The 21,801-nt window shown below is 70.6% G+C and carries 17 protein-coding genes and 2 pseudogenes; 9 read left to right on the top strand and 10 right to left on the bottom strand.

The features are described from left to right. Nucleotides 1-39: 39 nt before the first annotated feature. Nucleotides 40-885: an alpha/beta fold hydrolase gene (locus AB0M82_RS44030; protein WP_364735465.1), complete on the top strand. Its 846-nt coding sequence runs from the start codon at nucleotides 40-42 to the stop codon at nucleotides 883-885. Here AB0M82_RS44030 and AB0M82_RS44025 read toward each other — a convergent pair. The 6 genes from AB0M82_RS44025 to AB0M82_RS44000 all read right to left on the bottom strand — a co-directional run bounded on the left by AB0M82_RS44025 (nucleotide 882) and on the right by AB0M82_RS44000 (nucleotide 10,766). Continuing rightward, the gene (locus AB0M82_RS44025) at nucleotides 882-1,652 is read right to left on the bottom strand and encodes a fumarylacetoacetate hydrolase family protein (RefSeq protein WP_364735463.1); all 771 of its coding nucleotides are present in this window, start codon (nucleotides 1,650-1,652) and stop codon (nucleotides 882-884) included. The two genes, AB0M82_RS44030 and AB0M82_RS44025, sit on opposite strands and share 4 nt — an antisense overlap. Nucleotides 1,653-1,731: 79 nt before the next feature. Continuing rightward, complete coding sequence (cimA, locus tag AB0M82_RS44020) at nucleotides 1,732-3,336, bottom strand: citramalate synthase (RefSeq protein ID WP_364735461.1); 1,605 nt, start codon at nucleotides 3,334-3,336, stop codon at nucleotides 1,732-1,734. A gap of 261 nt (nucleotides 3,337-3,597) precedes the next feature. Beyond that, a complete protein-coding gene (locus AB0M82_RS44015; RefSeq protein WP_364735459.1) occupies nucleotides 3,598-4,635 on the bottom strand; it encodes a 3-isopropylmalate dehydrogenase in 1,038 nt (345 codons plus the stop codon). A gap of 224 nt (nucleotides 4,636-4,859) precedes the next feature. Continuing rightward, nucleotides 4,860-8,237 (bottom strand): S8 family serine peptidase, encoded by a 3,378-nt coding sequence (locus AB0M82_RS44010; RefSeq protein WP_364735457.1) that lies wholly within the window; start codon nucleotides 8,235-8,237, stop codon nucleotides 4,860-4,862. Between the two features lie 235 nt (nucleotides 8,238-8,472). Continuing rightward, the gene (serA, locus tag AB0M82_RS44005; RefSeq protein WP_364735455.1) at nucleotides 8,473-10,077 is read right to left on the bottom strand and encodes a phosphoglycerate dehydrogenase; all 1,605 of its coding nucleotides are present in this window, start codon (nucleotides 10,075-10,077) and stop codon (nucleotides 8,473-8,475) included. A 125-nt stretch (nucleotides 10,078-10,202) separates the two neighbouring features. Next, on the bottom strand, nucleotides 10,203-10,766 hold the full coding sequence (locus AB0M82_RS44000) for a helix-turn-helix domain-containing protein (RefSeq protein WP_364735453.1): 564 nt from the start codon (nucleotides 10,764-10,766) through the stop codon (nucleotides 10,203-10,205). Between the two features lie 90 nt (nucleotides 10,767-10,856). Here AB0M82_RS44000 and AB0M82_RS43995 point away from each other — a divergent pair, with 90 nt between their 5' ends. From AB0M82_RS43995 to AB0M82_RS43970, 6 genes and pseudogenes are all read left to right on the top strand, one after another. After that, a complete protein-coding gene (locus AB0M82_RS43995) occupies nucleotides 10,857-11,756 on the top strand; it encodes a TIGR03620 family F420-dependent LLM class oxidoreductase (RefSeq protein WP_364735451.1) in 900 nt (299 codons plus the stop codon). Next, nucleotides 11,753-12,577 (top strand): TIGR03620 family F420-dependent LLM class oxidoreductase, encoded by an 825-nt coding sequence (locus AB0M82_RS43990; protein ID WP_364735449.1) that lies wholly within the window; start codon nucleotides 11,753-11,755, stop codon nucleotides 12,575-12,577. Before AB0M82_RS43995 ends, AB0M82_RS43990 begins: the two co-directional genes overlap by 4 nt. 280 nt (nucleotides 12,578-12,857) lie before the next feature. Then, nucleotides 12,858-13,571: pseudogene (locus AB0M82_RS43985) on the top strand (ankyrin repeat domain-containing protein); the annotation flags it as partial. 251 nt (nucleotides 13,572-13,822) lie between these two features. After that, nucleotides 13,823-13,951, top strand: a pseudogene (locus AB0M82_RS43980) (hypothetical protein); the annotation flags it as partial. Nucleotides 13,952-13,978: 27 nt separating this feature from the next. After that, complete coding sequence (locus AB0M82_RS43975; RefSeq protein WP_364735447.1) at nucleotides 13,979-14,194, top strand: ankyrin repeat domain-containing protein; 216 nt, start codon at nucleotides 13,979-13,981, stop codon at nucleotides 14,192-14,194. Between the two features lie 70 nt (nucleotides 14,195-14,264). Then, nucleotides 14,265-15,134 carry a nuclear transport factor 2 family protein gene (locus tag AB0M82_RS43970; RefSeq protein WP_364735445.1) on the top strand — a complete coding sequence of 290 codons (870 nt, stop codon included), beginning with the start codon at nucleotides 14,265-14,267 and terminating at the stop codon, nucleotides 15,132-15,134. On the opposite strand, the gene AB0M82_RS43965 is transcribed toward AB0M82_RS43970, so the two are convergent. The 4 genes from AB0M82_RS43965 to AB0M82_RS43950 form a co-directional block, all read right to left on the bottom strand. Next, nucleotides 15,131-15,409: a DUF397 domain-containing protein gene (locus AB0M82_RS43965; protein ID WP_364735443.1), complete on the bottom strand. Its 279-nt coding sequence runs from the start codon at nucleotides 15,407-15,409 to the stop codon at nucleotides 15,131-15,133. The genes AB0M82_RS43970 and AB0M82_RS43965 overlap by 4 nt on opposite strands. A gap of 118 nt (nucleotides 15,410-15,527) precedes the next feature. Beyond that, nucleotides 15,528-16,541 (bottom strand): ketol-acid reductoisomerase, encoded by a 1,014-nt coding sequence (gene ilvC, locus AB0M82_RS43960; protein WP_360267039.1) that lies wholly within the window; start codon nucleotides 16,539-16,541, stop codon nucleotides 15,528-15,530. A gap of 36 nt (nucleotides 16,542-16,577) precedes the next feature. Then, the gene (gene ilvN / locus AB0M82_RS43955) at nucleotides 16,578-17,084 is read right to left on the bottom strand and encodes an acetolactate synthase small subunit (RefSeq protein WP_003080760.1); all 507 of its coding nucleotides are present in this window, start codon (nucleotides 17,082-17,084) and stop codon (nucleotides 16,578-16,580) included. 1 nt (nucleotide 17,085) lies between these two features. After that, complete coding sequence (locus tag AB0M82_RS43950; RefSeq protein WP_364735441.1) at nucleotides 17,086-18,975, bottom strand: acetolactate synthase large subunit; 1,890 nt, start codon at nucleotides 18,973-18,975, stop codon at nucleotides 17,086-17,088. Between the two features lie 324 nt (nucleotides 18,976-19,299). On the opposite strand from AB0M82_RS43950, the gene AB0M82_RS43945 reads away from it, so the two are divergent. Both AB0M82_RS43945 and ilvD read left to right on the top strand, forming a co-directional pair. Next, nucleotides 19,300-19,761, top strand: coding sequence for a PH domain-containing protein (locus tag AB0M82_RS43945; protein ID WP_364735439.1), 462 nt, complete (start codon nucleotides 19,300-19,302; stop codon nucleotides 19,759-19,761). Nucleotides 19,762-19,808: 47 nt separating this feature from the next. After that, entirely contained in the window at nucleotides 19,809-21,653 is a 1,845-nt protein-coding gene (ilvD, locus tag AB0M82_RS43940) for a dihydroxy-acid dehydratase (RefSeq protein WP_364735437.1), read from the top strand. Nucleotides 21,654-21,801: the final 148 nt, after the last annotated feature.

Here is a 21,801-nt window from a genome sequence, read left to right as displayed (position 1 = left end):
ACGGGGAACCTCGGCCACCGCGAGGGTCCTCTCCCTGGCGTGAACCCGAGAGAAGACACCTTCCCGGCCGTCGCCGGAGTGACCCATCGCTTCGTCCGGGCGGGCGCCGTCCGGCTGCACGTCGCCGAAGCCGGCGCCGGCCGTCCCGTACTGCTGCTCCACAGCTTTCCCCAGCACTGGTACGCCTGGCGCCGGGTGATCCCGGGCCTCGCCGCCGGCCACCGCGTGCTTTGCCCGGACTTCCGCGGCGCCGGCTGGTCCGAAGCGCCGGCGGGCGGCTACGACACTGGCACCCGCGTCGACGACCTGCTCGCGTTGCTCGACGCGCTCGGCCTCGACGAGGTTTCGATCGTCTCCCACGGCTGGGGCGCCTGGACGGCGTTCGCGCTGTGCCTGCGCGCTCCCGAACGCGTTCGCGGCCACCTCGCGCTCAACATGACCCACCCCTGGCCGGAGCGGCGGGCCCTGCGCCGCGCCGCCTGGCGCTTCTGGCACACGACTTTGTGGGAACTCCCGCTGCTCGGCCCCGCCGTACTGCGCCACTGGCCGGGTCTGACGCGGTTCCTGCTCCGGCGGTGGGGGGCGGCCGAAGACGGCGTCGAGGAGTTCGTCCGGCGCAGCCGCCGTCCCGGGTACGCCAGGGCCGGGCGCGAGCTGAACTGGCAGTTCGTGGTGCACGACCTCCCGAAGCTGCGGCACCCGGCCGCGGACCGGCTCCGAGTGCCGACCGAGCTCCTGGCCGGACGCCGGGACGTGCTGGTGCCCCCGGCCCTGCTGGGCACGGCGCTGCCGGTGCGGGTGCTCGACGACTGCGGGCACCTGATCCCGGAACAGCGCCCGGACGTCGTCGTCGCGGCCGCCCGGGCGCTGTTCGGCGACGCTTAGACGGTTTCGACCGGGTTGGTCAGGGTGCCGATGCCTTCGATGGTGATCGAGACGGTCTGGCCGCCCTCGATCGGGCCGACGCCCTCGGGGGTGCCGGTGAGGATGACGTCGCCGGGCAGGAGCGTCATGACCCCGGAGACGAACTCGACGAGCTCGGGGATCTTGTGCACGAGGTCGGAGGTGCGGCCGTCCTGCTTGAGCTCGCCGTCGACCTCGGATCGCAGCGCCAGGTCGGACGCGTCGATCGACGTCTCGATCCACGGCCCGAGCGGGCAGAAGGTGTCGAAGCCCTTGGCGCGGCCCCACTGGCCGTCGGCCTTCTGAAGGTCGCGGGCGCTGACGTCGTTGGCGACCGTGTAGCCGAGGATCGCGCTCGCGGCGCGGGCCGCCGGGACGTTCTTCACCGGCTGGCCGATGACGATGGCGAGCTCGCCCTCGAAGTCGACGCGGCCGATGGTGCCGGGACGGCGGATCGCCGCGTTCGGGCCGATGACCGTCGTCGACGGCTTGAGGAACAGCATCGGGGCGCTGGGCACCTCGTTGCCGAACTCGGCCGCGTGCTTGGCGTAGTTGCGGCCGACGGCGATCACCTTGGACGGCAGGATCGGGGCGAGCAGCCGGACGTCGGCCAGCGGCCACCGCTTGCCGGTGAAGTTGGGCTGGCCGAACGGGTGCTCGGCGATTTCCAGGACTTGGGCGTCGTCACCGTCCCCTTCGACCGAAGCGAACGCGACACCACCGGGATGAGCAATACGGGCTAGGCGCACGCCGGCAGTCTACGTGCGCCCTCCCAACACCCTTCGGGGGTTCCGGGTGGCGGCGCCCCCGGATGTCACTGCTCGTGACTCAGGCCACGGTGGTGCTCTTGTGCACGAGCGCGTCGCACAGGGCCAGCCAGCTGGCCTCGACGATGTTGCCGTGCACCCCGACCGTGGTCCACTCGCGTTCGCCGTCGGTGCTCTCGACCAGCACGCGCGTCACCGCGTCGGTGCCCGGGTGACCCTGCAGGATGCGCACCTTGTAGTCGGCCAGCTCCACACTGTCCAACCAGGACAGGTGCGGGCTCAGCGCCTTCCGCAGCGCGGCGTCGAGGGCGTGCACCGGGCCGATGCCCTCGGCGGTGGCGATGACGCGCTGACCGCCGACGTGCACCTTCACCGTCGCCTCGGCCATGACCTCGCCGTCCGGGCGGTGGTCGAGCACCACGCGGTAGGACTCGAGCTCGAACGGCGCCTCGGCCGGGACGTCGGCCTCCTGGCGCAGCAGCAGCTCCAGGGAGGCGTCGGCGGCCTCGAAGGACCAGCCTTCCGCTTCGAGCCGCTTGACCTTCGTGATCGCGCTCGTCAGCGCTTCGGGCCGGCCGGCAAGGTCGACCCCGAGCTCACGTCCCTTGAGCTCGAGGCTCGCCCTGCCGGCCATCTCGGTGACCAGTACCCGCATGTCGTTGCCGACAGAAGCTGGATCGATGTGGTTGTACAGCAACGGATCCACCTTGATCGCGCTCGCGTGCAGTCCTGCCTTGTGGGCAAAAGCCGACGCCCCTACGTAGGCCTGGTGGGTGTAGGGGGCGAGGTTCGCGATTTCGGCAAGGGCATGGGAGACCCGGGTCAGCTCGGCGGCACCTCCGGTCGGGAGGACCTCCATGCCGAGCTTGGTCACCAGGTTTCCCGTCACGGCGAAGAGGTCGGCGTTGCCGGCCCGCTCCCCGTAACCGTTGGCGGTGCACTGGACGTGCGTCGCGCCGGCCTGCACCGCGGCGACGGAGTTCGCCACGGCGCAGGAAGTGTCGTCCTGACAGTGGATCCCGAGCCGGAATCCGGTTTTCTCCTTGATCTCCCGGACGGTCTCGGCGAGCCCGAGCGGCAGCTGGCCGCCGTTGGTGTCGCAGAGCACGACGACGTCGGCGCCCGCGTGGGCGGCGGCGTCGAGGACCCTGAGTGAGGTCTCGGGAGAATAGGCGTAGCCGTCGAAGAAGTGCTCGGCGTCGAGGAAGACCCGGCGGCCCTCCTGGACGAGGAACCCGACGGTGTCGCGGACCATCGCGCAGGCCTCGTCGACGTCGACGCGCAGGGCGCGTTCGATGTGGCGCAGGTCGGACTTCGCGACGAGCGTGATGACCGGCGCCTCGCTGTCGAGCAGCGCCCGTACCTGCGGGTCGGCGTCGGCGGTGGTGCCGGCCTTCCGGGTCGCGCCGAACGCGACGAGTGCCGCGTGCTTCAGCCGCAGTTCGCCCTTCGCGGCGCGGGCGAAGAACTCCGTGTCCTTGGGGAGCGCTCCAGGCCAGCCACCTTCGATGAACCCGACGCCGAGCTCGTCCAGCAGCCGCGCGACGGCCAGCTTGTCCTGGACGGAGTAGGAGATGCCCTCGCGTTGCGCGCCGTCGCGCAGGGTCGTGTCGTAGAGGTGGAAGGCGTCGCCGAGGGGGGTATCGGCGGGCTCCTTGCGGGTCACGGTCGTCTCCTGAAGGCGGTACGGCGTTTCGGGGCACAAAAAAACCTCCCGCGTGGGTGCGAGAGGTTGCGCGCCGGGTGCTCTTGTGGAGCTATCGTCCGGCGCGCTCGTCGATAATGATCGCGAAGCTGGTCACCGCCGCATCATGCCACAGCGTTCCGGCGGAAGTCCACAAGCTGGGTCAAGCTCCCACCATCCGGGAACAGCCCCGGCACGAAAAGCCCCGCACCACGCCAGGTGCGGGGCTTTCCGAAACCGCTCTCAGCCCGTGCGCACGTTGGACGAAACGAGCGCCGCGAGCCGGTCGCCGATCGCCGTCGTCGCCCCCGGCGAAGCCTGGTCGCGCGTGGCCAGATCGAATGCCACCGACGCCTCGATGCGGCGCGCCGACTCCTTCTGGCCCAGGTGGTCCAGCAGCAGCGCCACCGACAGCACCGCGGCCGTCGGGTCGGCCAGGCCCTGGCCGGCGATGTCCGGCGCGGAACCGTGCACCGGCTCGAACATGCTCGGGTTGCGGCGGGTGATGTCCAGGTTGCCGCTCGCCGCGAGGCCGATGCCGCCGGTGACCGCGGCCGCGAGGTCGGTGATGATGTCGCCGAACAGGTTGTCGGTGACGATCACGTCGAACCGCGACGGGTCGGTGACGAGGTGGATCGTCGCCGCGTCCACGTGGGAGTAGGCGACGGTCACCTCCGGGTGCTCCAGCGAAACCTCTTCGACGATCCGCGACCACAGCGAACCGGCGTACTCGAGCACGTTGGTCTTGTGCACGAGCGTCAGGTGCTTGCGCGGCCGGGCCTCGGCGCGGTCGAACGCGTCCGCGACCACACGGCGGACGCCGTACGCCGTGTTGACGCTGACCTCCGTCGCGATCTCGTGCTCGGTGTCCTTGCGCAGCAAGCCACCGGTGCCCGCGTACGGGCCTTCGGTGCCTTCGCGCACGACGACCATGTCGACGTCACCGGCGTCGGCCAGCGGTCCCCGGACGCCCGGGTACAGCCGCGCCGGGCGCAGGTTGACGTGGTGGTCCATCTCGAACCGCAGCCGCAGCAGCAGGCCGCGCTCGAGGATGCCGCTGGGCACCGACGGGTCGCCGACCGCGCCCAGCAGGATCGCGTCGTGCTGACGGAGCTCGCCGAGGACCGATTCCGGGAGGAGTTCACCGGTCGAGTGCCATCGGGCGGCGCCGAGGTCGTAGTTCGTGATCTCCGCCGTCGGTACTACTTCGCCGAGCACCTTCAGCGCCTCGGAGACCACCTCGGGCCCGATCCCGTCTCCTGGGATCACCGCGAGCCGCATCCACACACCTCCGTCGACCGGGCACCGGCGCACCGATGGCCCACCGCAACAAAACGCCAGCAGCCGGAAGGTTACCGGCCGTAGACAAACGGCCGTAGCCGCACCACCCTTATGCCGCATCATCCCGCACCGTGAGACACCCGATCGGGTTAACGCGAGGGGCGCCCCCGGCGGAAATCCGCCGGGAACGCCCCTGATCCTGCGACAATCGATCGTGCCACCCGTCAGCGGCGACCTGCCCCGATCGGCTGACGGTCGTTCCCCGGCCGGGCGCCCTGTGCCGCGTCCACCTTGACCACGTTGGCCCGGTTACCAGCGGCGTTGTGGTGCTCGATGGCCAGCAGGCCGAGTGCGTTGTCGGCCGCGGCCGACGCCGCGTTCCGCGTGACGACCAGCGCCGTCCCCGGCTTCGCGACGTAGCCCAGCGCGGCGTCGCCGCCGCCCTGCACCGCGTAGCCCGGCGCCAGCGCGTCGAACGAAAGCGGCGTGCCGGCGTAGTCGATCAGCCCGTTCGTCGTGCCCGGCGCGACGTAGAAGCCGCTGACGCCCACCGTGTAGCTGATCCGGTGGCTGTCGGCGCTCGCGTCGATGCCCAGCGCGGCCAGCGAAACCGGCAGCGTGAGCACGTTCGTGTCGAACACGTTGGTGTCGACGTCGCCGAGTTGGCCGTTGACCGCCTGGACGTCGACGGTCGGGAAGCCCGGCGTCAGCGCGACCGTGGTGGCGAGCAGCACGTCGGTGGACGTCGCCTTCGCCACGTAGGTCTCGAAGTCCGCCTGCCCGTCCCCGGTGGTGTCGATGTCCACGAACGGCGTGGTGTTGCTGCCGAGGTTCGCCCAGTCGCCCCAGGTGGACAGACCGAACGCGAGGATCGCGTTCTCCGGCTCCCCCTGCGCCTTCGCCAGCGGCGCGGTGGAAGCCGCGCCGATGTAGCGGAGGTCGCCGCCCTTGGCGGTCTTGTTCACCGTGCAGTCGGTGACCACGTCGGCGTCGCACTCGGCCAGCTGCGGGGACTCCGCCTGCAGCTCGAGCACGCTGATCAGCGAGCGGTAGCGCTGCGCGCCCGCGCCCTGGTCGACGCCCTTGCCGCCGAGGTTCAGCACGCCCTGGGTGGCGTCCGGGGCGAACTTGACCGAAGCCGGGGTCGAGATCGTCGAAACCGGCTTGGGCGCGGAGTAGACCGAAACCCGCAGCGGCACCTTGGCCCCGCTGGTGGGCGTGAAGGCGACGCGGCCGGAGGCGTCCGCGACGAACTGGCGCGCCAGCCCGGCCTGGGTGGCCTGCATGGTCGGGTCCATGACCTTGCGCAGGGCCTTCGGGTCGGTGATCTTGAGCGTCACCTTGACCTTCGCGGTGCCGCGCGGCGTCAGCTTCACCGACGGTTTGTCCACTGTGTACTCGACACCCGGCAGCGCGTTGACCGCCTGGTAGGCCACGGTGTACTCGGCGGGCGTGACACCCTTGTTCACCAGCTTGATCGTCTTCGACAGGGTCACCGGCCCGGAGGCTTCGACGGTGCCGAAGCTGACGCTCACCGCGCCCGGGTCGTCGACGACGTAGGCGAGGACCTGGTTGTCCAGCGCCGCCTTCGCGTCGATCCGGCCGCTGCCGACGCGCTGCGGCGCGTAGGTGTGGCCCGCGCCGTCGGTGACGTCGTGGCCGGCGGTGTCGATGACCGAGGCCTTGACCTCCTCGACCGACCAGTCCGGGTGGGACTGGCGGACCAGCGCGGTGATGCCCGCGGTGTGCGGGGCGGCCATCGACGTGCCGGACAGCACGGTCCGGCCGTTGCCGCTGCCGCGGAACGCCGAGGTGATCGTGTCACCGGGCGCGGCGACGTCCGGCTTGACGACCGGGCCGCGGACGCCGCGCGAGGTGAACGAGCTCGGGGTGTCGACGATCTTCTTGTCGAAGGTCTGGATCGACGCGCGGCCGGCCCCGTAGAGCCGGACCTGCAGCGTGCCCGCGGCCAGCGACGCGCGCAGCGGCGCGGTCGCGGAACCGGTGAACTGGAACACCGGGATCGCCGCGTTGCCCGCGATGCCCGCGCTGAAGTGCTCCAAAGTGGACGAAAGGAGCGCGCCCTTCGCCCCGGCGGCCTGCGCGTTGCCGGCGCGGGCGGCCGAACCGCAGGCGCGGGTCGAGTCGTTGTCGTCCCACTCCAGCCAGACGAACTTGCCCGCGGCCTTCGCCTTGTCCGCGGCGGAGTACGGCGCGCAGCCGGCGGCGTTGGCCGCGGACAGCGCGACGACCGGCGCGGTGAGGTTCAGCGTGTCGTAGCCGGTGTAGTTCTGGCTGTACTGCCCGGTCTTCTGGCCGTTGACCGCCGTCGGCGCGGTGACCTCGGCGGCGTCGCGGAGGATGCCCGCGTCGCGCGTGCTGGCCACGGTGAGCGCCTCGGGGGTGTTGCCCGGCGAACCGGCGACGTCGTTGAGGTCACCGCCGTTGCCCGCGGAGATGACCGGCAGCACGTTGTTCGCGGCGAGCTTGCGCACGAACAGCGAGTCCGGGTCGTCCGGCGCGCCGAAGTCGGAGCCCAGCGAGAGGTTGACGATGTCGAGGTGGTCGGTGAAGTCGCCGTCGCCGTCCGGGTCGAGCGCCCAGTCCAGCGCCTGCGAGGTGACGTTCGTCGAGCCGGCGCAGCCGAACACCTTGATGGCGTAGAGCAGCGACTTCGGCGCCGTGCCCGGGCCGATCCGCATCGCGTCGACCTTCTTGGCGTCGAGCGACTTGTAGTCGCCCTTGAAGGTCTTGCCGTCGGCCGTGACGCCGAAGCCGCCGATGGTGCCGGCGACGTGCGTGCCGTGCTCACCGCAGGCCAGCGGGTTCGCGTCCGGCTTCGGGGTCGTCTTGCCGGGCGTCGCGGCGTCGTAGTCGTCGCCGACGAGGTCGGTGCCGCCGACGACCTTGGCGCTCGGGAAGAGCGGGGTCGGCTTGGTGCTGTCGACGCTCTTGTAGGCGGCCTGCGTGCCGGGGCCGCCGAAGTCGGCGTGGGTGTAGTCGATGCCGTCGTCGATCACGCCGACGCGGACGCCGTCGCCGAACTTGCCGGTCTGCTGCCAGGCGGCGAGGGTGTTGGTCAGCTGCTCGGCGCTGGCGTTGGTACGGGTCTTCGGCACGACCGTGCGCACCGAAACGACGTCCGCGCGCTTCGCGACCTCACGCAGCTTCGCGGCGTCGGCGGTGACGACCACGCCGGGGACGGCGTTGGCGGTCTGGGTGACCACCTGCGGCTTGGCGTCGCCCGCGCGCAGCTGGCCGAGAACCGAGTTCACCGCGGCCGCAGTGTCGTCCTTGGCGGCACGGGCGGCTCGCTTCGCCTGCTCCTTGCCCTGCGGCTGCGCGGCGGTGAACGCGTCGACGGCCGGCTTCTTGGCCAGTTCGACGAACGCGGTGATCGCGCCCTGCGCGGCCCCCAGGCGCGGCGACAGCTTGCCCTGCAGCTTGGCGTCGTCGATCTTCGCCGGGGCGACCCCGTCGGCGAGGGGCACGTCTTGAGTGGACACAGGGGCGGCGGCCGCGACCGGCGCCCCCAATGCGGCGGCCAGCACCACGGCGAAGAACGCCGTCGTGGCGCGGGCGGGTAGCCGGGATCTGTTCATGGGTCGTCCCCTTTGCTCGAGGTCTGGACCCGAACCTGCCTGCCGCTCCTAGCACCCCCGACGGTGAAGCACGGCGACCGCGCCGTGCCCTCGACGGCGCGTGGTTCGACCTCGCGGGGAGAACCTAATACCCCAAAACACCTACTTCCGTAGGCAAAAGACTCCGTTATATGAATGTGATTGCGTGCGAAGGCCCCCTCGCCATGACGACGAGGGGGCCTTCGGATGTGTTATGTCAGTTGAAGTCCACCGCGCGGATCGTGTGCGCCCCGACCGAAGCGCCGATCGGGTCCAGCAGGTGGGCGTCGATGTGGCGGTCGACGCGCAGCAGCATCACCGCGTCGGAGCCGTCGGTGGTCTGGCTGATCTGCGCGGCCTCGATGTTGATGCCGGCCTCGCCGAGCAGCGTCCCGACGCGGCCCATCACGCCCGGGCGGTCCGCGTACTCGACCAGCAGCACCGTGCCTTCGGCGCGCAGGTCGAACCCGCGGCCGTTGACCTCGACCAGCTTCTCCACCTCGTCCAGGCCGGTGACCGACCCGGACACGGTCAGCACCGTGCCGTCGGAGTGCACCGCGCGCACCGTGACCAGGCTGCGGAACTTGGGGCTCTCCGGCTCGGTCTCGAGCTCGACCTGCACGCCCAGCTGCTCGGCGAGCTGCGGCGCGTTGACGAACGTGACCTGGTCCTCGACCACGCCGGTGAACACGCCGCGCAGCGCGGCCAGCTGCAGCACGCCGGTGTCTTCGCTGGAGATCTCACCCTTGACCTGCACGGTCACCGACGTCGGCGCCTTCGGGTTCAGCGCGGTGAGCAGCGTGCCGAGCTTCTGGGTCAGCGACAGGTAGGGGCGGACGTGCTCGCCCACCGCGCCGCCGCCGGAGACGTTCACCGCGTCCGGGACGAAGTCGCCGCGCAGGGCGAGCAGCACCGACTTCGCGACGTCCGTGCCCGCGCGGTCCTGCGCCTCGGCCGTCGACGCGCCCAGGTGCGGCGTCACGACGACGTTCTCCAGCTCGAACAGCGGGCTGGACGTGGTCGGCTCGGTGACGAAGACGTCGACGCCGGCGCCGCCGACGTGGCCCGAGCGCAGCGCGTCGGCCAGGTCCTGCTCGACGATCAGCCCGCCGCGGGCGGCGTTCACGATGATGACGCCCGGCTTGGTCTTCTTCAGCGCCTCGGCGTCGATGAGGCCCTTGGTCTCCGGCGTCTTCGGCAGGTGGATGGAGATGGCGTCGGCGCGGGTCAGCAGCTCGTCGAGGGTGACGAGCTCGATCCCGAGCTGGGCGGCGCGCGCGGCCGAGACGTAGGGGTCGTAGGCGATGATGTGCGTGTCGAAGGCGGCGAGGCGCTGGGCGAACAGCTGCCCGATCTTGCCGAGGCCGACCACGCCGATGGTCTTGCCCTGGAGCTCGACGCCGGAGAACGAGCTGCGCTTCCACTCGCCGCCGCGGAGGCTCTGGTCGGCGGCCGGGACCCGGCGCGCGACCGACAGCAGCAGGGCGACGGCGTGCTCGGCGGCGGAGACGATGTTCGACGTCGGCGCGTTGACGACCAGGACGCCGCGCGCGGTGGCGGCGGGCACCTCGACGTTGTCCAGGCCGACGCCGGCGCGGGCGACGACCTTGAGCTGCGTCGTGGCGCCGAGGACCTCGGCGTCGACCTTGGTGGCGGAGCGGACCAGGAGCGCGTCGGCGCTCTTCACCGCCTCGAGCAGCGCGGACCGGTCCGTGCCGTCGACGTGCCGGACCTCCACCTCGTCACCGAAGACACTCAGCACGGAGGGGGCGAGCTTCTCCGCGATGAGGACAACTGGACGTTGGAGACTGGGCTTGCTCACGATACGGCTCCCACTATCTGGTCATTTCCAGGACGCTCTGGGTCGACAAACGGTCTCTGCACGTCGTTGTGCCCCGGTCGAGGCGGAGTTTAACCCGCTGGACCGCCCCCTGGCTTCCCACGGTGTTAACTCGCTCGTAATCCTTCGAAAACAAGAGCCAGGAGGCGCTGCATACCCCCCGGGCCCGGCAGGTGCCCACCCGCCCAGGATGCCGCGTGCAGCAACAGAAGCAGCTCGTTCGTCGTGACGTCGGCGCGCAGCTCGCCTTCGTCTTTCGCGCGTTCCACCAACTGGGAACCGGCCTCGCGCATCGTGTGGCATGACTCGTACAACCGGGACGATTCGTCGTTCAGCGCGTCCGCCGTGAGTTCGACGAGGCCGCGGAAGGTGCCGGTGGCGTCGCCGAGCCCGGACAGCCAGGTCCGCAGCGCGTTCAGCGGCTCCGGATGGGTCAGCAGTTCGCGCGCCCGCTCGGCCTGGGCGTCGAACCGGGCCCTCAAGAGGGTCTCGAGCAGCGCTTCCCGCGTCGGAAAGTGCCGGTAGAGCGTGCCGATGCCGACACCGGCACGGCGCGCGACGTCTTCCAATGACGCCTCGACGCCGTGTTCGGCGAAGGCGCGTTGCGCCTCTTCGAGGAGGCGCTCGTAGTTGCGGCGGGCGTCCGCGCGCATCGGCTTGACTTCGGTCATCGCCCCTCCGAGCCTACCGGGTAGCCAATCGGAGGCTGCCTCCGTATATTAACCGGAGGCAGCCTCACATTACTGGAGGGAACTCAGAGGATGACCCTGATCGAAGAAACACGGGCCCGGCTCGGCGCGATCGGCGCCTGGCTGCCGAGCGCGCCCCTGCGGCCACCACCCGACGTCGAGCGCGCGGCCACGCGGCGGCTCGCCGGCCTCGGCTACCGCTCGATCTGGAGCGGCGAAGGACCCGGGACGCGCGAGGTGTTCGCGCATTTCGGCGATTTGCTCGCTTCGGTGCCGGACGTCGTCCTCGGCACCGGCATCGCCAACGTGTGGCTGCGGCGCGGCATCACCGCCGAGAAGGGCGGCGCCACGCTCGCCCAGGCCCACCCGGGCCGGTTCGTGCTCGGCGTCGGCATCGGGCACGCGTTCCAGGCGGCGAAGCTCGGCGAGGAGTACCGGCCGGTCGACCGGATGCGGGCATACCTGTCCGAAATGGACGCGACCGCAGCCGAAAACCCTTCTCCCGTCGCGTTTCCGCGCGTGCTGGCCGCGGTCGGGCCGAAGATGCTGGAGCTGGCGCGCGAGCGGGCGGATGGTGCGCACCCGTTCGCCCAGCCGGTCTCGCACACGCCGTACGCCCGCGAAATCCTCGGGCCGGACAAGCTGCTGATCCCGCAGCAGACGGTCCTGCTCGGGACCCGCGAAGACGCTCGCACGAGCGTCCGGCGGAGTGTGACCCTGTCCCGCGAGCACGACGTCAAGGCCTACCTCGCGGGCTGGAAACGGCTCGGCTACACCGAAGCCGACATCGACGGCCCGAGCGACCGGTTCGTCGACGACCTCGTTCTCTGGGGCGACGCGGCGACCATCGCCAAGAGGCTCGGCGAACTGCTCGACGCGGGCGCGGACCACGTGCTGCTGACGCCGTCCGCGCCCTCGTTCGAATCCACTGTGGACATACTGGCCGAGCTGGCCCCGGAGGTGACCCGATGAGCGTCGGGATTTGGCGGTTCTTCGACGGCGCCCCGATCGGCGCCGTCCGCGAAACGGCGGCCGAGGTGGAAGAACTCGGCTTCGACGCGCTCTGGTTCGGCGAGTACGCCGGCCGGGACGCGTTCACGCAGGCGGCGCTGCTGTTGGCGGCGACCTCGCGGCTCACCGTCGCGACGGGCATCGCGCGGTTCGACCGCCGCGCGCCGATCACGGCGGAAGCGGCGATCCGGGCGCTCGGCGAGGCGTACCCGGGCCGGTTCATCGCCGGCCTCGGCGGGCACTTCCCGGGCGCACGGCCCCTGAGCGCGCTCCGTGAGTACCTGGACGGGATGGACGACGCCGCCCTGCCGGCGCTGCCACCGCCGTCGCCGCGGCCTCGCCGGCTGCTCGCGGCACTCGGTCCTCGCGTGCTGGACCTGGCGGCCGAGCGAACCGACGGAGCGCACCCGTACTTCGTCCCGCCGGAGCACACGGCGGTGGCTCGGGAGCGGCTCGGCCCCGGCAAGTACCTGGCGGTCGAGCAGGCGGTGATCCTGGACGCTGCGCCGGACGCCGCCCGGGAAGCGGCCCGGGAGCACGTCGACCTGTACGTCCGGCAGGCCCCGCACCACCAGGCGAACCTGCGCCGGCTCGGCTTCACCGACGAAGACCTGGCCGACGGCGGCAGCGACCGCCTGGTCGACGCCATCGTCGCGAGCGGCGAGCAGGCGGTGGCGGACCGGATCCAGGCCCACCTCGACGCGGGCGCCGACCACGTCTGCGTCCAGGTCCTGGCCCGCACGGAGAAGTCCTACCGCCGCCTGGCCGACCTCCTCCCGTGACGGAAGCCGTAACTCGCGTGACCACACCCGTAACTCGCGTGATCAGAGCCGTATCTCGCGAGTTACGGGCTCAATCACGCGAGTTACGGCTTCGATCACGCGAGTGCCGTCGGGAATCACGCGAGATCCGGGTTCGGCGGTAGGGTGGCGGGGCGTGGTGAGGGCCGCGCCCCGTCCGCGGAAAGGGCCGAGCCCACCCCTGCAGCACCGCACCACCAGCTCCGCACCTTCTTTCCTGCCCGGTGCCGGCGGACCACGGGCGACGAGGGAAGGAGGCACCATGGGCACGCTGCCCGCGAAACCCAGCCTGGACCAGCTGCGCAAGCGCGCGAAAGACCTTGCGCGCGCCGAAGCCGTGAAGCTGTCCGAAGCGCAGTTCCGGATCGCCCGGGAGCACGGCTTCCCGAGCTGGCCGAAACTCCAGGCGTACGTCCGGCGCGTCACCGAGCACGGCGAAAGCCTGCAGCACCCGTACCACCAGGACGTCGGGTACTACGCCGAGCGCGCGCTCGGCCTGCTCGCCTCGGCCGAGGACGAGACGCCCGGCGCGCGGGAGCCGTTCGACCGCTGGGGACAGCCACTCACCCGCGACGGCGCCCGCGCGGTCGTCGCACGGGAGCACGGTTTCGGTTCCTGGAAAGCACTCCGTAATCACGTCAAGTCTCTTGTGGACAGTGGCGAGCCGTTCGCCCGCGCGTACCGGGCGGTCGAGGCAAGGGATCCCGAGCAGCTCGAAACGCTCCTGACCGACTTCCCCGGCCTGGTCACCGCCCGCGGCACCAACGGCAACGACCTGCTCGGCATGGCCGGCGCGACGTGCGACGAGCGGCTCAGCCGGATCCTCCTCGACCACGGCGCCGACCCGGCGCGCGGCAACGTCCACGGCTGGACGCCGCTGCACCAAGCGGCCTACCGCAACCTGCCGCTCCTGCTCGACCTGCTCCTCCGGCACGGCGCGCCCGTCGACGTCTCAGCCCGCGGCGACGGCGGGACTCCCCTGGTCGTCGCCCTGTTCTGGGGCCACCGCGAAGCCGCGGAGACGCTGGCCGCGCACAGCCGGGCGCCGGGCAACCTGCGCGTCGCGGCCGGGCTCGGCGACGCGAACCTCCTTGACGAGCTCCTGAAGCCCGACGGCACGCTCTCCCCCGCCGCCGGGCGTCACCGCAAGTTCTACCGCCCGCACAGCGGCTTCCCGCGTCGGCAGCCGACGGACGACCCCGCCGAAGTCAGGAACGAAGCCCTGTCCTGGGCGGCGCGCAACGACCGCGTCGACGCGCTGAAGAGCTCGTCGCCCGCGGCGCCGACCCGGACGCCGACGTCTACCGCGGCACCGCGCTCGCGTGGGCGGCGGCGGAGGGCAAGGTCGACGCCGTCCGGGCGCTGCTGAACCTCGGCGCCGACGTGAACCACCCGGGCACGTTCGGCGGCCCGAACCACGGCGAAAGCGTCACGGCCCTGCACCTGGCCGCGCAGTCCGGGCACCTCGACGTCATCCGAGCCCTCGTCGAGGGCGGCGCCGACGTCGACGCGCGGGACGCGATCTGGGGCAGCACCCCGGAAACGTGGGCGGAGGTGTGCGGGCAGCCGGCCGCGCGGGACCTCCTGCGAACCCGGTAGACAACCGGAGTCTGTAGTCCGTATCGTTGAAGGCGGACTACAGACTCCGTTTTGTCTTCTGAGAGGACCCATGAACTCACCCCGCGACGTGTTCGCCGCGCTGTCCGACGGCATCAGCGAAGGACGGTTCGGCGAGCTTTCCGCGCTCTACGCCGAAGACGCCGTCGTCGAACACCCCCAGGCCGTGCCGCGGCCCACGCGCCTCACCGGCCGCGCGACGGTCCACGAACGGTTCACCGGCGCCCTCGCCGGGACCCTGCGGCTCAAGCGCAGGAACGTCGTCGTGCACGAGACCACGGACCCCGAGGTGATCGTCGCCGAATACGACTACGACGCCGAATCGGTGGAGACCGGGCGGACGATCCCGACGGCCAACATCCAGGTGCTGCGCATCCGCGACGGCCTCATCGTCCATTCCCGCGACTACCACGACTACCTGCGGCTCGCCGTGATCCGCGACGGCGTCGACCAGCTCGTCAAGGCGTACGAGCAGGCGCCGCCGCGCGAGCTTTCGCCGGTCACGCCGGAACCGGAGAAGCCGGGGACCGTCTTCGAGCGGCTGGTCCACGGGGTCGCGGGCGGACGCTGGGACGAACTGACCGAGCTGTACGCCGAGGAAACCCACGTGACGCACCCGTTCCTGCCGGGTTCGGGAGTGCTGCGCACCCGCGAGGAACTGCGCGAGCACTTCGCGGCGGGAAAGGCGTTGAACCCCGGTTTCGCGGTCGCCGATCTGGTCACCTACCAGGGCGCCGATCCGGAAGTGCTGATCGGCGAGTTCGCCTACCAGGGCGAGTACGGCGGCCGTCCGGTGCGGATCGCCAACATCTTCGCCATGCGCGTCCGCGACGGACTGATCGTCGAATCCCGCGACTACGGCGACCACCTCGGCATCGCCGGCGACCTCGGCAGGATTCCCGAGCTGGCCGCGAAGCTCTAGGCTTCCTCGAGATCCTCGGGCAGGTCGAACTCGCCGTCGCGGACGCCTTTGACGAACGCGTCCCACTCCGACGGCGTGAAGACGAGGGTCACGCCGTCCGGCTTCGCCGACTGCCGCATCGCGGTGTAGGTGACGCCGTCGGTGTGCTCGATGAAGGCGTACTCGACGCAGTCGTCGAGGGTGACGCCTTCCGGCTCGGCCCGGATCCACTCGGCCTTGGTGAAGTCCAGGCGGTGCCGGATGTGCGCCTTGTCGTCGACCGGCTGCTCACTCATGCCACCAGCGTAGCGAGCCGGACACCGAACGCACTGAAGGGGACGCCCGCGGCGGGCGTCCCCTTCAGCGTCTTACCGGAAAAGCTGTCTTACCGGAAAGCGGTGTTGCCGGAAATGCTCAGGCGGTCTCGGTGATCGGCCGGTCCACCCACGACATCAGGTCGCGCAGCTTCTTGCCGGTCGCCTCGATCGGGTGCTGGTTGCCCTGCTCCTCGAGCTTGGTGAAGTTCGGCCGGCCGGCCTCGTCCTCGGCGACCCATTCGCGGGCGAACGTGCCGTCCTGGATCTCGCCGAGGATCTTCTTCATCTCTTCCTTGACCGCCGGCGAGATGACGCGCGGGCCGCGGGTCAGGTCGCCGTACTCGGCGGTGTCGGAGATCGAGTAGCGCTGGCGCGCGATGCCGCCCTCGTACATGAGGTCGACGATCAGCTTCAGCTCGTGCAGCACCTCGAAGTAGGCGATCTCCGGGGCGTAGCCGGCCTCGGTGAGCACCTCGAACCCGGTCTGCACCAGCGCGGAAGCGCCACCGCAGAGCACGGCCTGCTCGCCGAAGAGGTCGGTCTCGGTCTCCTCGGTGAACGTCGTCTTGATGACGCCGGCGCGGGCACCGCCGATCGCCGCCGCGTAGGACAGGGCGAGCGCCTGCGCGTTGCCGGAAGCGTCCTGCTCGACCGCGATGAGCGCGGGGACGCCCTTGCCGTCGACGAACTGGCGGCGGACCAGGTGGCCCGGGCCCTTCGGGGCGACCATGGCGACGTCGACGTTCGACGGCGGCTTGATCAGGTCGTAGCGGATGTTGAAGCCGTGCCCGAAGAAGAGCGCGTCGCCGTCCTTGAGGTTCGGCGCGATGTCCTGCTCGTAGATGTGACGCTGCTTCGTGTCCGGCGCCAGGATCATGATCAGGTCGGCTTCGGCCGACGCCTCGGCCGGGGTGAGCACGCGCAGGCCCTGCTCCTCGGCCTTCGCCCGCGACTTGGACCCCTCGGGCAGGCCGATGCGGACGTCGACGCCGGAGTCGCGCAGGCTCAGCGAGTGGGCGTGGCCCTGGCTGCCGTAGCCGATGACAGCGACCTTGCGCCCCTGGATGATCGAGAGGTCGGCGTCGTCGTCGTAGAAGATTTCCACTGCCATGGGGGTTACTGCTTCCTTTCCTGACTTACAAAGTTTTCAACGCGGTGAGGTCGCGGTGATCGAACGGGCGCCACGGCCCACCGCGACCATGCCCGACTGCACCAGCTCGCGGATGCCATACGGCTCCAGCATCCGCAGCAGGGCGCCGATCTTGTCCGACGTCCCGGTCGCCTCGACGGTGAGCGCCTCCGGGGACACGTCCACCACCTTCGCACGGAAGAGCTGGACGGTTTCGAGGACCTGGCTGCGCACGGTGTTGTCGGCGCGGACCTTGACCAGCAGCAGTTCGCGCTGCACGGCGGTCGACTGCTCCAGCTCGACGATCTTGATCACGTTGACCAGCTTGTTGAGCTGTTTGGTCACCTGTTCGAGCGGTAGCTCTTCCACGGCGACCACGATCGTCATCCGGGACACCTCGGGGTTCTCCGTGGGCCCGACGGCGAGGGACTCGATGTTGAACCCGCGGCGGGAGAACAGGCCCGAGACGCGCGCGAGCACACCGGGCTTGTTCTCGACCAGGACACTCAGGGTGTGGACGCTCATCTCAGCGCTCACCTTCCGCGGGGGCTTCCAGGGCCTCGGCCGTTTCGACCGAAACCTCGTCGTCGTCGAACAGCGGCCGGATGCCCCGGACCGCCATGATCTCGTCGTTGCCGGTGCCGGCCGCGACCATCGGCCACACCTGGGCATCCTTCCCCACGACGAAGTCGATCACGACGGGGCGGTCGTCGATTTCCATCGCGCGGCGGATGGTGGCGTCGACGTCTTCGCGGGTTTCGCACCGCAGCCCGGCGCAGCCCAGCGCCTCGGCCAGCAGCACGAAGTCCGGGATGCGGTGCTTGTGCGTGCCGAGGTCGGTGTTGGAGTACCGCTCCGAGTAGAACAGGTTCTGCCACTGCCGGACCATGCCCAGGTTGCCGTTGTTGATCACGGCGACCTTGATCGGCGCGCCTTCGATGGCGCAGGTGGCCAGCTCCTGGTTGGTCATCTGGAAGCAGCCGTCGCCGTCGATCGCCCACACCTGGGTGTCCGGGACGCCGAACTTCGCGCCCATCGCGGCGGGCACGGCGAAGCCCATGGTGCCGAGGCCGCCGGAGTTGATCCAGGTGCGCGGGTTCTCGTACTTGACGAACTGCGCGGCCCACATCTGGTGCTGGCCGACACCGGCGGCGTACACCGCGTCCGGGCCGACGAGCTCGCCGATCCGCTCGATGACGTACTGCGGCGACAGCGAACCGTCGTCGGGCCACTCGTAGCCGGCCGGGTAGTTCTTGCGCCAGCCGTCGGCCTGGGTCCACCAGTCGGTGAGGTCGGGCTTGCCGCCGTGGTCGAATTCCGACTGCACGGCGGTGATCAGCTCACCGATGATCTCCTTGCAGTCGCCGACGATCGGGACGTCGGCCTTGCGGTTCTTGGAGATTTCGGCCGGGTCGATGTCGGCGTGCACGATCGCGGCGTCCGGCGCGAACGACGACAGCTGGCCGGTGACCCGGTCGTCGAACCGGGCGCCGAGGGCGATCAGCAGGTCGGCGCGCTGCATCGCGGCGACGGCGGCGACCGTGCCGTGCATGCCCGGCATGCCGAGGTGCTGCGGGTGCGAGTCGGGGAACGCGCCGCGCGCCATCAGCGTCGTGACGACCGGGATGCCGGTCAGCTCGGCGAGCTGCTTCAGCTGCTCGTGCGCCTCGGCCTTGATCACGCCACCACCGACGTACAGCACCGGGCGACGCGACTTCGCGATGAGCTTCGCGGCTTCGCGGACCTGCTTGCCGTGCGGGCGCAGCGTGGGGCGGTAGCCCGGCAGCCGCAGCTCGGTCGGCCAGGAGAACGAGGTCATCTCCTGCAGCACGTCCTTGGGGATGTCCACCAGGACCGGGCCGGGCCGGCCCGTGCTCGCCAGGTGGAACGCCTCGGCGATGGTCCGCGGGATGTCCGCCGGGTCCGTGACGAGGAAGTTGTGCTTGGTGATCGGCATGGTGATGCCGCAGATGTCGGCTTCCTGGAACGCGTCGGTGCCGATCAGCGCCCGGGACTGCTGGCCGGTGATGGCCACGACCGGGACGGAGTCCATGTTCGCGTCGGCCAGCGGCGTGACCAGGTTGGTCGCGCCCGGGCCGGAAGTGGCCATGCAGACGCCGACCTTGCCGGTGGCCTGCGCGTAGCCGGTGGCGGCGTGGCCCGCGCCCTGCTCGTGGCGGACCAGGATGTGGCGGACCTTCGTCGAGTCGAGCAGGGGGTCGTAGGCGGGCAGGATGGTGCCGCCCGGAATCCCGAAGACCACCTCGGCGCCGACCGCTTCGAGCGAGCGCACGAGCGACTGGGCGCCGGTGACGCGCACCGGCGTTCCCGCCGGTGGCGCCGGCTTCGGACGTGCTCCGGGCGTACCGGGCGTCGGCCCGGGTTTCGCGTCGCTCCGCGACGTGGCACTGGTCATCGGTTCTGCCTCGTAGGTCTCGGTGTCACTCGTTCGGGCCGGTTTTTGTGCGGTGGGGCCAGGCATCTCTTCCCTTGGGCAACAAAAAACCCTCGCCGACCGTAAGGTCGCACGAGGGTCGCGCGTCGACGCAGCGGAAAGTCTTCCCTAAGCGTCGACGCGCTTGGGAAGTACGAGGCCGGTCAGCGATGTCACGGCCACGACGCTAGCCCGAACGCCGTCCGGGTGTCAACTCTGCGGGATGGCGAGTCCGCATGCTGGACACGCGCCGCGCCCGCCCGACCCGGGTTCGAGCCGGTCCGCGCCGCGGTGCACCATTTCGGCGTGGCCGAAAAAGCGCAGCAGGACAAGCCGGACGAGGGCCGGAAAGCCGTCTTCCGCATCCCCCGCACGTCCTTCATGGCGATCGCCCTCCTGACGATCTGCGTGACGCCGATCGCCCTCGGCGAGATCCCGTACCTGCAGTGGCTCTACCTCTTCCCCATCGCGCTGGCGGTGTTCGTGATCCGCACCCGCACCGTCGCCACCCGCGACGGGCTGGCGATCCGGACGATGTTCGGCAGCCGCGACGTGCCGTGGTCGGCGCTGAAGGGGCTCGCGATCACCAAGAAGTCCCGCGTCCAGGCGGTACTCAAGGACGACACGAAGGTGCCGCTGCCCACGGTGCGGACCCGGCACCTGCCGGTGCTGTCGCTGGTCAGCGAAGGTCTCGTCGCGGATCCGAGCGGGCTGCTGGACGCCGAGGACATCAAGCCCGGGAAGCCCGAGACTTCGCCCAGCGAGTAAATTGGTCCTACCAGTTTCGCCGGCCCGCCTTTGACCTGGGAGTTCCCGTGCCGCCTCTCCGTTCCCGGACCACCACCCACGGCCGCAACGCGGCGGGCGCGCGCTCGCTCTGGCGCGCCACCGGCATGACCGACAGCGACTTCGGCAAGCCGATCGTGGCGATCGCCAACTCCTACACCCAGTTCGTGCCCGGCCACGTGCACCTGAAGGACCTCGGCGAGATCGTCGCCGGCGCGGTCAAGGAAGCCGGCGGCGTCGCGCGCGAGTTCCACACCATCGCCGTCGACGACGGCATCGCCATGGGCCACTCCGGCATGCTCTACTCGCTGCCCTCGCGCGAGATCATCGCCGACTCGGTGGAGTACATGGTCAACGCGCACCAGGCCGACGCGCTGGTGTGCATCTCCAACTGCGACAAGATCACCCCGGGCATGCTCAACGCCGCTATGCGGCTGAACATCCCGGTCGTGTTCGTCTCAGGCGGGCCGATGGAGGCGGGCAAGGCCGTCGTCGTCGGCGGTGTCGCGCAGGCCCCGACCGACCTGATCACCGCGATCGCCGCGTCGGCGAGCAGCGAAGTCGACGAAGACGGTCTCGACATCGTCGAGCGCTCGGCCTGCCCGACGTGCGGTTCGTGCTCCGGCATGTTCACCGCGAACTCGATGAACTGCCTCACCGAGGCGCTCGGCCTTTCGCTGCCGGGCAACGGCTCCACGCTGGCGACGCACGCCGCGCGCCGCGCGCTCTTCGAGGACGCCGGCCGTACCGTCGTCGAGCTGTGCCGCCGCTGGTACGACGAGGACGACGACTCGGTGCTGCCCCGCTCGATCGCGTCCAAGGCGGCGTTCGAGAACGCGATGGCGCTCGACATGGCGATGGGCGGCTCGACGAACACGGTGCTGCACATCCTCGCCGCCGCCCAGGAGGGCGAGGTCGACTTCACCATCGCCGACATCGACGCGATCGGCCGGCGCGTGCCCTGCCTGTCCAAGGTGGCGCCGAACTCCGACTACCACATGGAAGACGTCCACCGGGCCGGCGGCATCCCGGCGATCCTCGGCGAGCTGTACCGCGGCGGGCTGCTCAACACCGACGTCCGTTCGGTGCACTCCCCCGACCTCGCGTCCTGGCTGGAGGAGTGGGACATCCGGGCCGCTTCGCCTTCCGCGCGCGCTGTCGAGCTGTTCCACGCGGCGCCGGGCGGGGTCCGCACGACACAGGCGTTCTCCACGGAGAACCGCTGGTCGTCGCTGGACACCGACGCGGCGGGCGGCTGCATCCGCGATGTCGAGCACGCCTACACGAAGGACGGCGGCCTGGCGATCCTGCGCGGCAACCTCGCCGAGAACGGCGCGGTGATCAAGGCGGCGGGCATCGACGAGGAGCTGTGGCACTTCGAGGGCCCGGCGCGGGTGCTGGAGAGCCAGGAGGAAGCCGTGTCGGCGATCCTCAAGAAGGAGATCCAGCCGGGCGAGGTGCTGGTCATCCGCTACGAAGGCCCCGCGGGCGGGCCGGGCATGCAGGAGATGCTGCACCCGACGGCGTTCCTCAAGGGCTCGGGCCTCGGCAAGAAGTGCGCGCTGATCACCGACGGCCGCTTCTCGGGCGGCTCGTCCGGCATCTCGGTCGGCCACATCTCCCCGGAGGCGGCGGCGGGCGGCCTGATCGGCCTGGTCGAGAACGGCGACCGGATCCTGCTGGACATCCACGAGCGGCGCTTGGAGCTGCTGGTCGACGAGCCGGTGCTGGCCGAGCGGCGAGCGAAGATGGAGGCGTCCGAGCGGCCGTGGCAGCCGAAGGACCGCCAGCGCCCGGTCACCGCGGCGCTGCGCGCCTACGCCCGGATGGCGACGTCCGCCGACACGGGCGCGGTCCGCGACGTGAACAAGTAGCCCCTCGCCAAATCCGTGAAGGCCACCATGGAGACTTTGAGTCCTTCATGGTGGCTCGGAGTCATGGGGTCGTTGCAACACCGCCTGGTTGAGAGGGTGGGTTGTGGTGAGGGTGCGGAAGTTTCGGTGGTTGCCGCGGTCGGTGGTG

This window comes from Amycolatopsis sp. NPDC051128 (genome assembly GCF_040682715.1).
GTDB lineage: Bacteria > Actinomycetota > Actinomycetes > Mycobacteriales > Pseudonocardiaceae > Amycolatopsis.
Note: the sequence above shows the minus strand (reverse complement) of the source record. Positions and strands in the feature narration are given on the sequence as shown.

Coding starts and splice junctions, on each gene's coding strand:
- AB0M82_RS44015 (WP_364735459.1), bottom strand. CDS start 4,635: ATGCGGCTCGCGGTGATCCCAGGAGACGGGATCGGGCCCGAGGTGGTC.
- AB0M82_RS44010 (WP_364735457.1), bottom strand. CDS start 8,237: ATGAACAGATCCCGGCTACCCGCCCGCGCCACGACGGCGTTCTTCGCC.
- AB0M82_RS44000 (WP_364735453.1), bottom strand. CDS start 10,766: ATGACCGAAGTCAAGCCGATGCGCGCGGACGCCCGCCGCAACTACGAG.
- AB0M82_RS43995 (WP_364735451.1), top strand. CDS start 10,857: ATGACCCTGATCGAAGAAACACGGGCCCGGCTCGGCGCGATCGGCGCC.
- AB0M82_RS43990 (WP_364735449.1), top strand. CDS start 11,753: ATGAGCGTCGGGATTTGGCGGTTCTTCGACGGCGCCCCGATCGGCGCC.
- AB0M82_RS43970 (WP_364735445.1), top strand. CDS start 14,265: ATGAACTCACCCCGCGACGTGTTCGCCGCGCTGTCCGACGGCATCAGC.
- AB0M82_RS43965 (WP_364735443.1), bottom strand. CDS start 15,409: ATGAGTGAGCAGCCGGTCGACGACAAGGCGCACATCCGGCACCGCCTG.
- ilvC (WP_360267039.1), bottom strand. CDS start 16,541: ATGGCAGTGGAAATCTTCTACGACGACGACGCCGACCTCTCGATCATC.
- ilvN (WP_003080760.1), bottom strand. CDS start 17,084: ATGAGCGTCCACACCCTGAGTGTCCTGGTCGAGAACAAGCCCGGTGTG.
- AB0M82_RS43950 (WP_364735441.1), bottom strand. CDS start 18,975: ATGACCAGTGCCACGTCGCGGAGCGACGCGAAACCCGGGCCGACGCCC.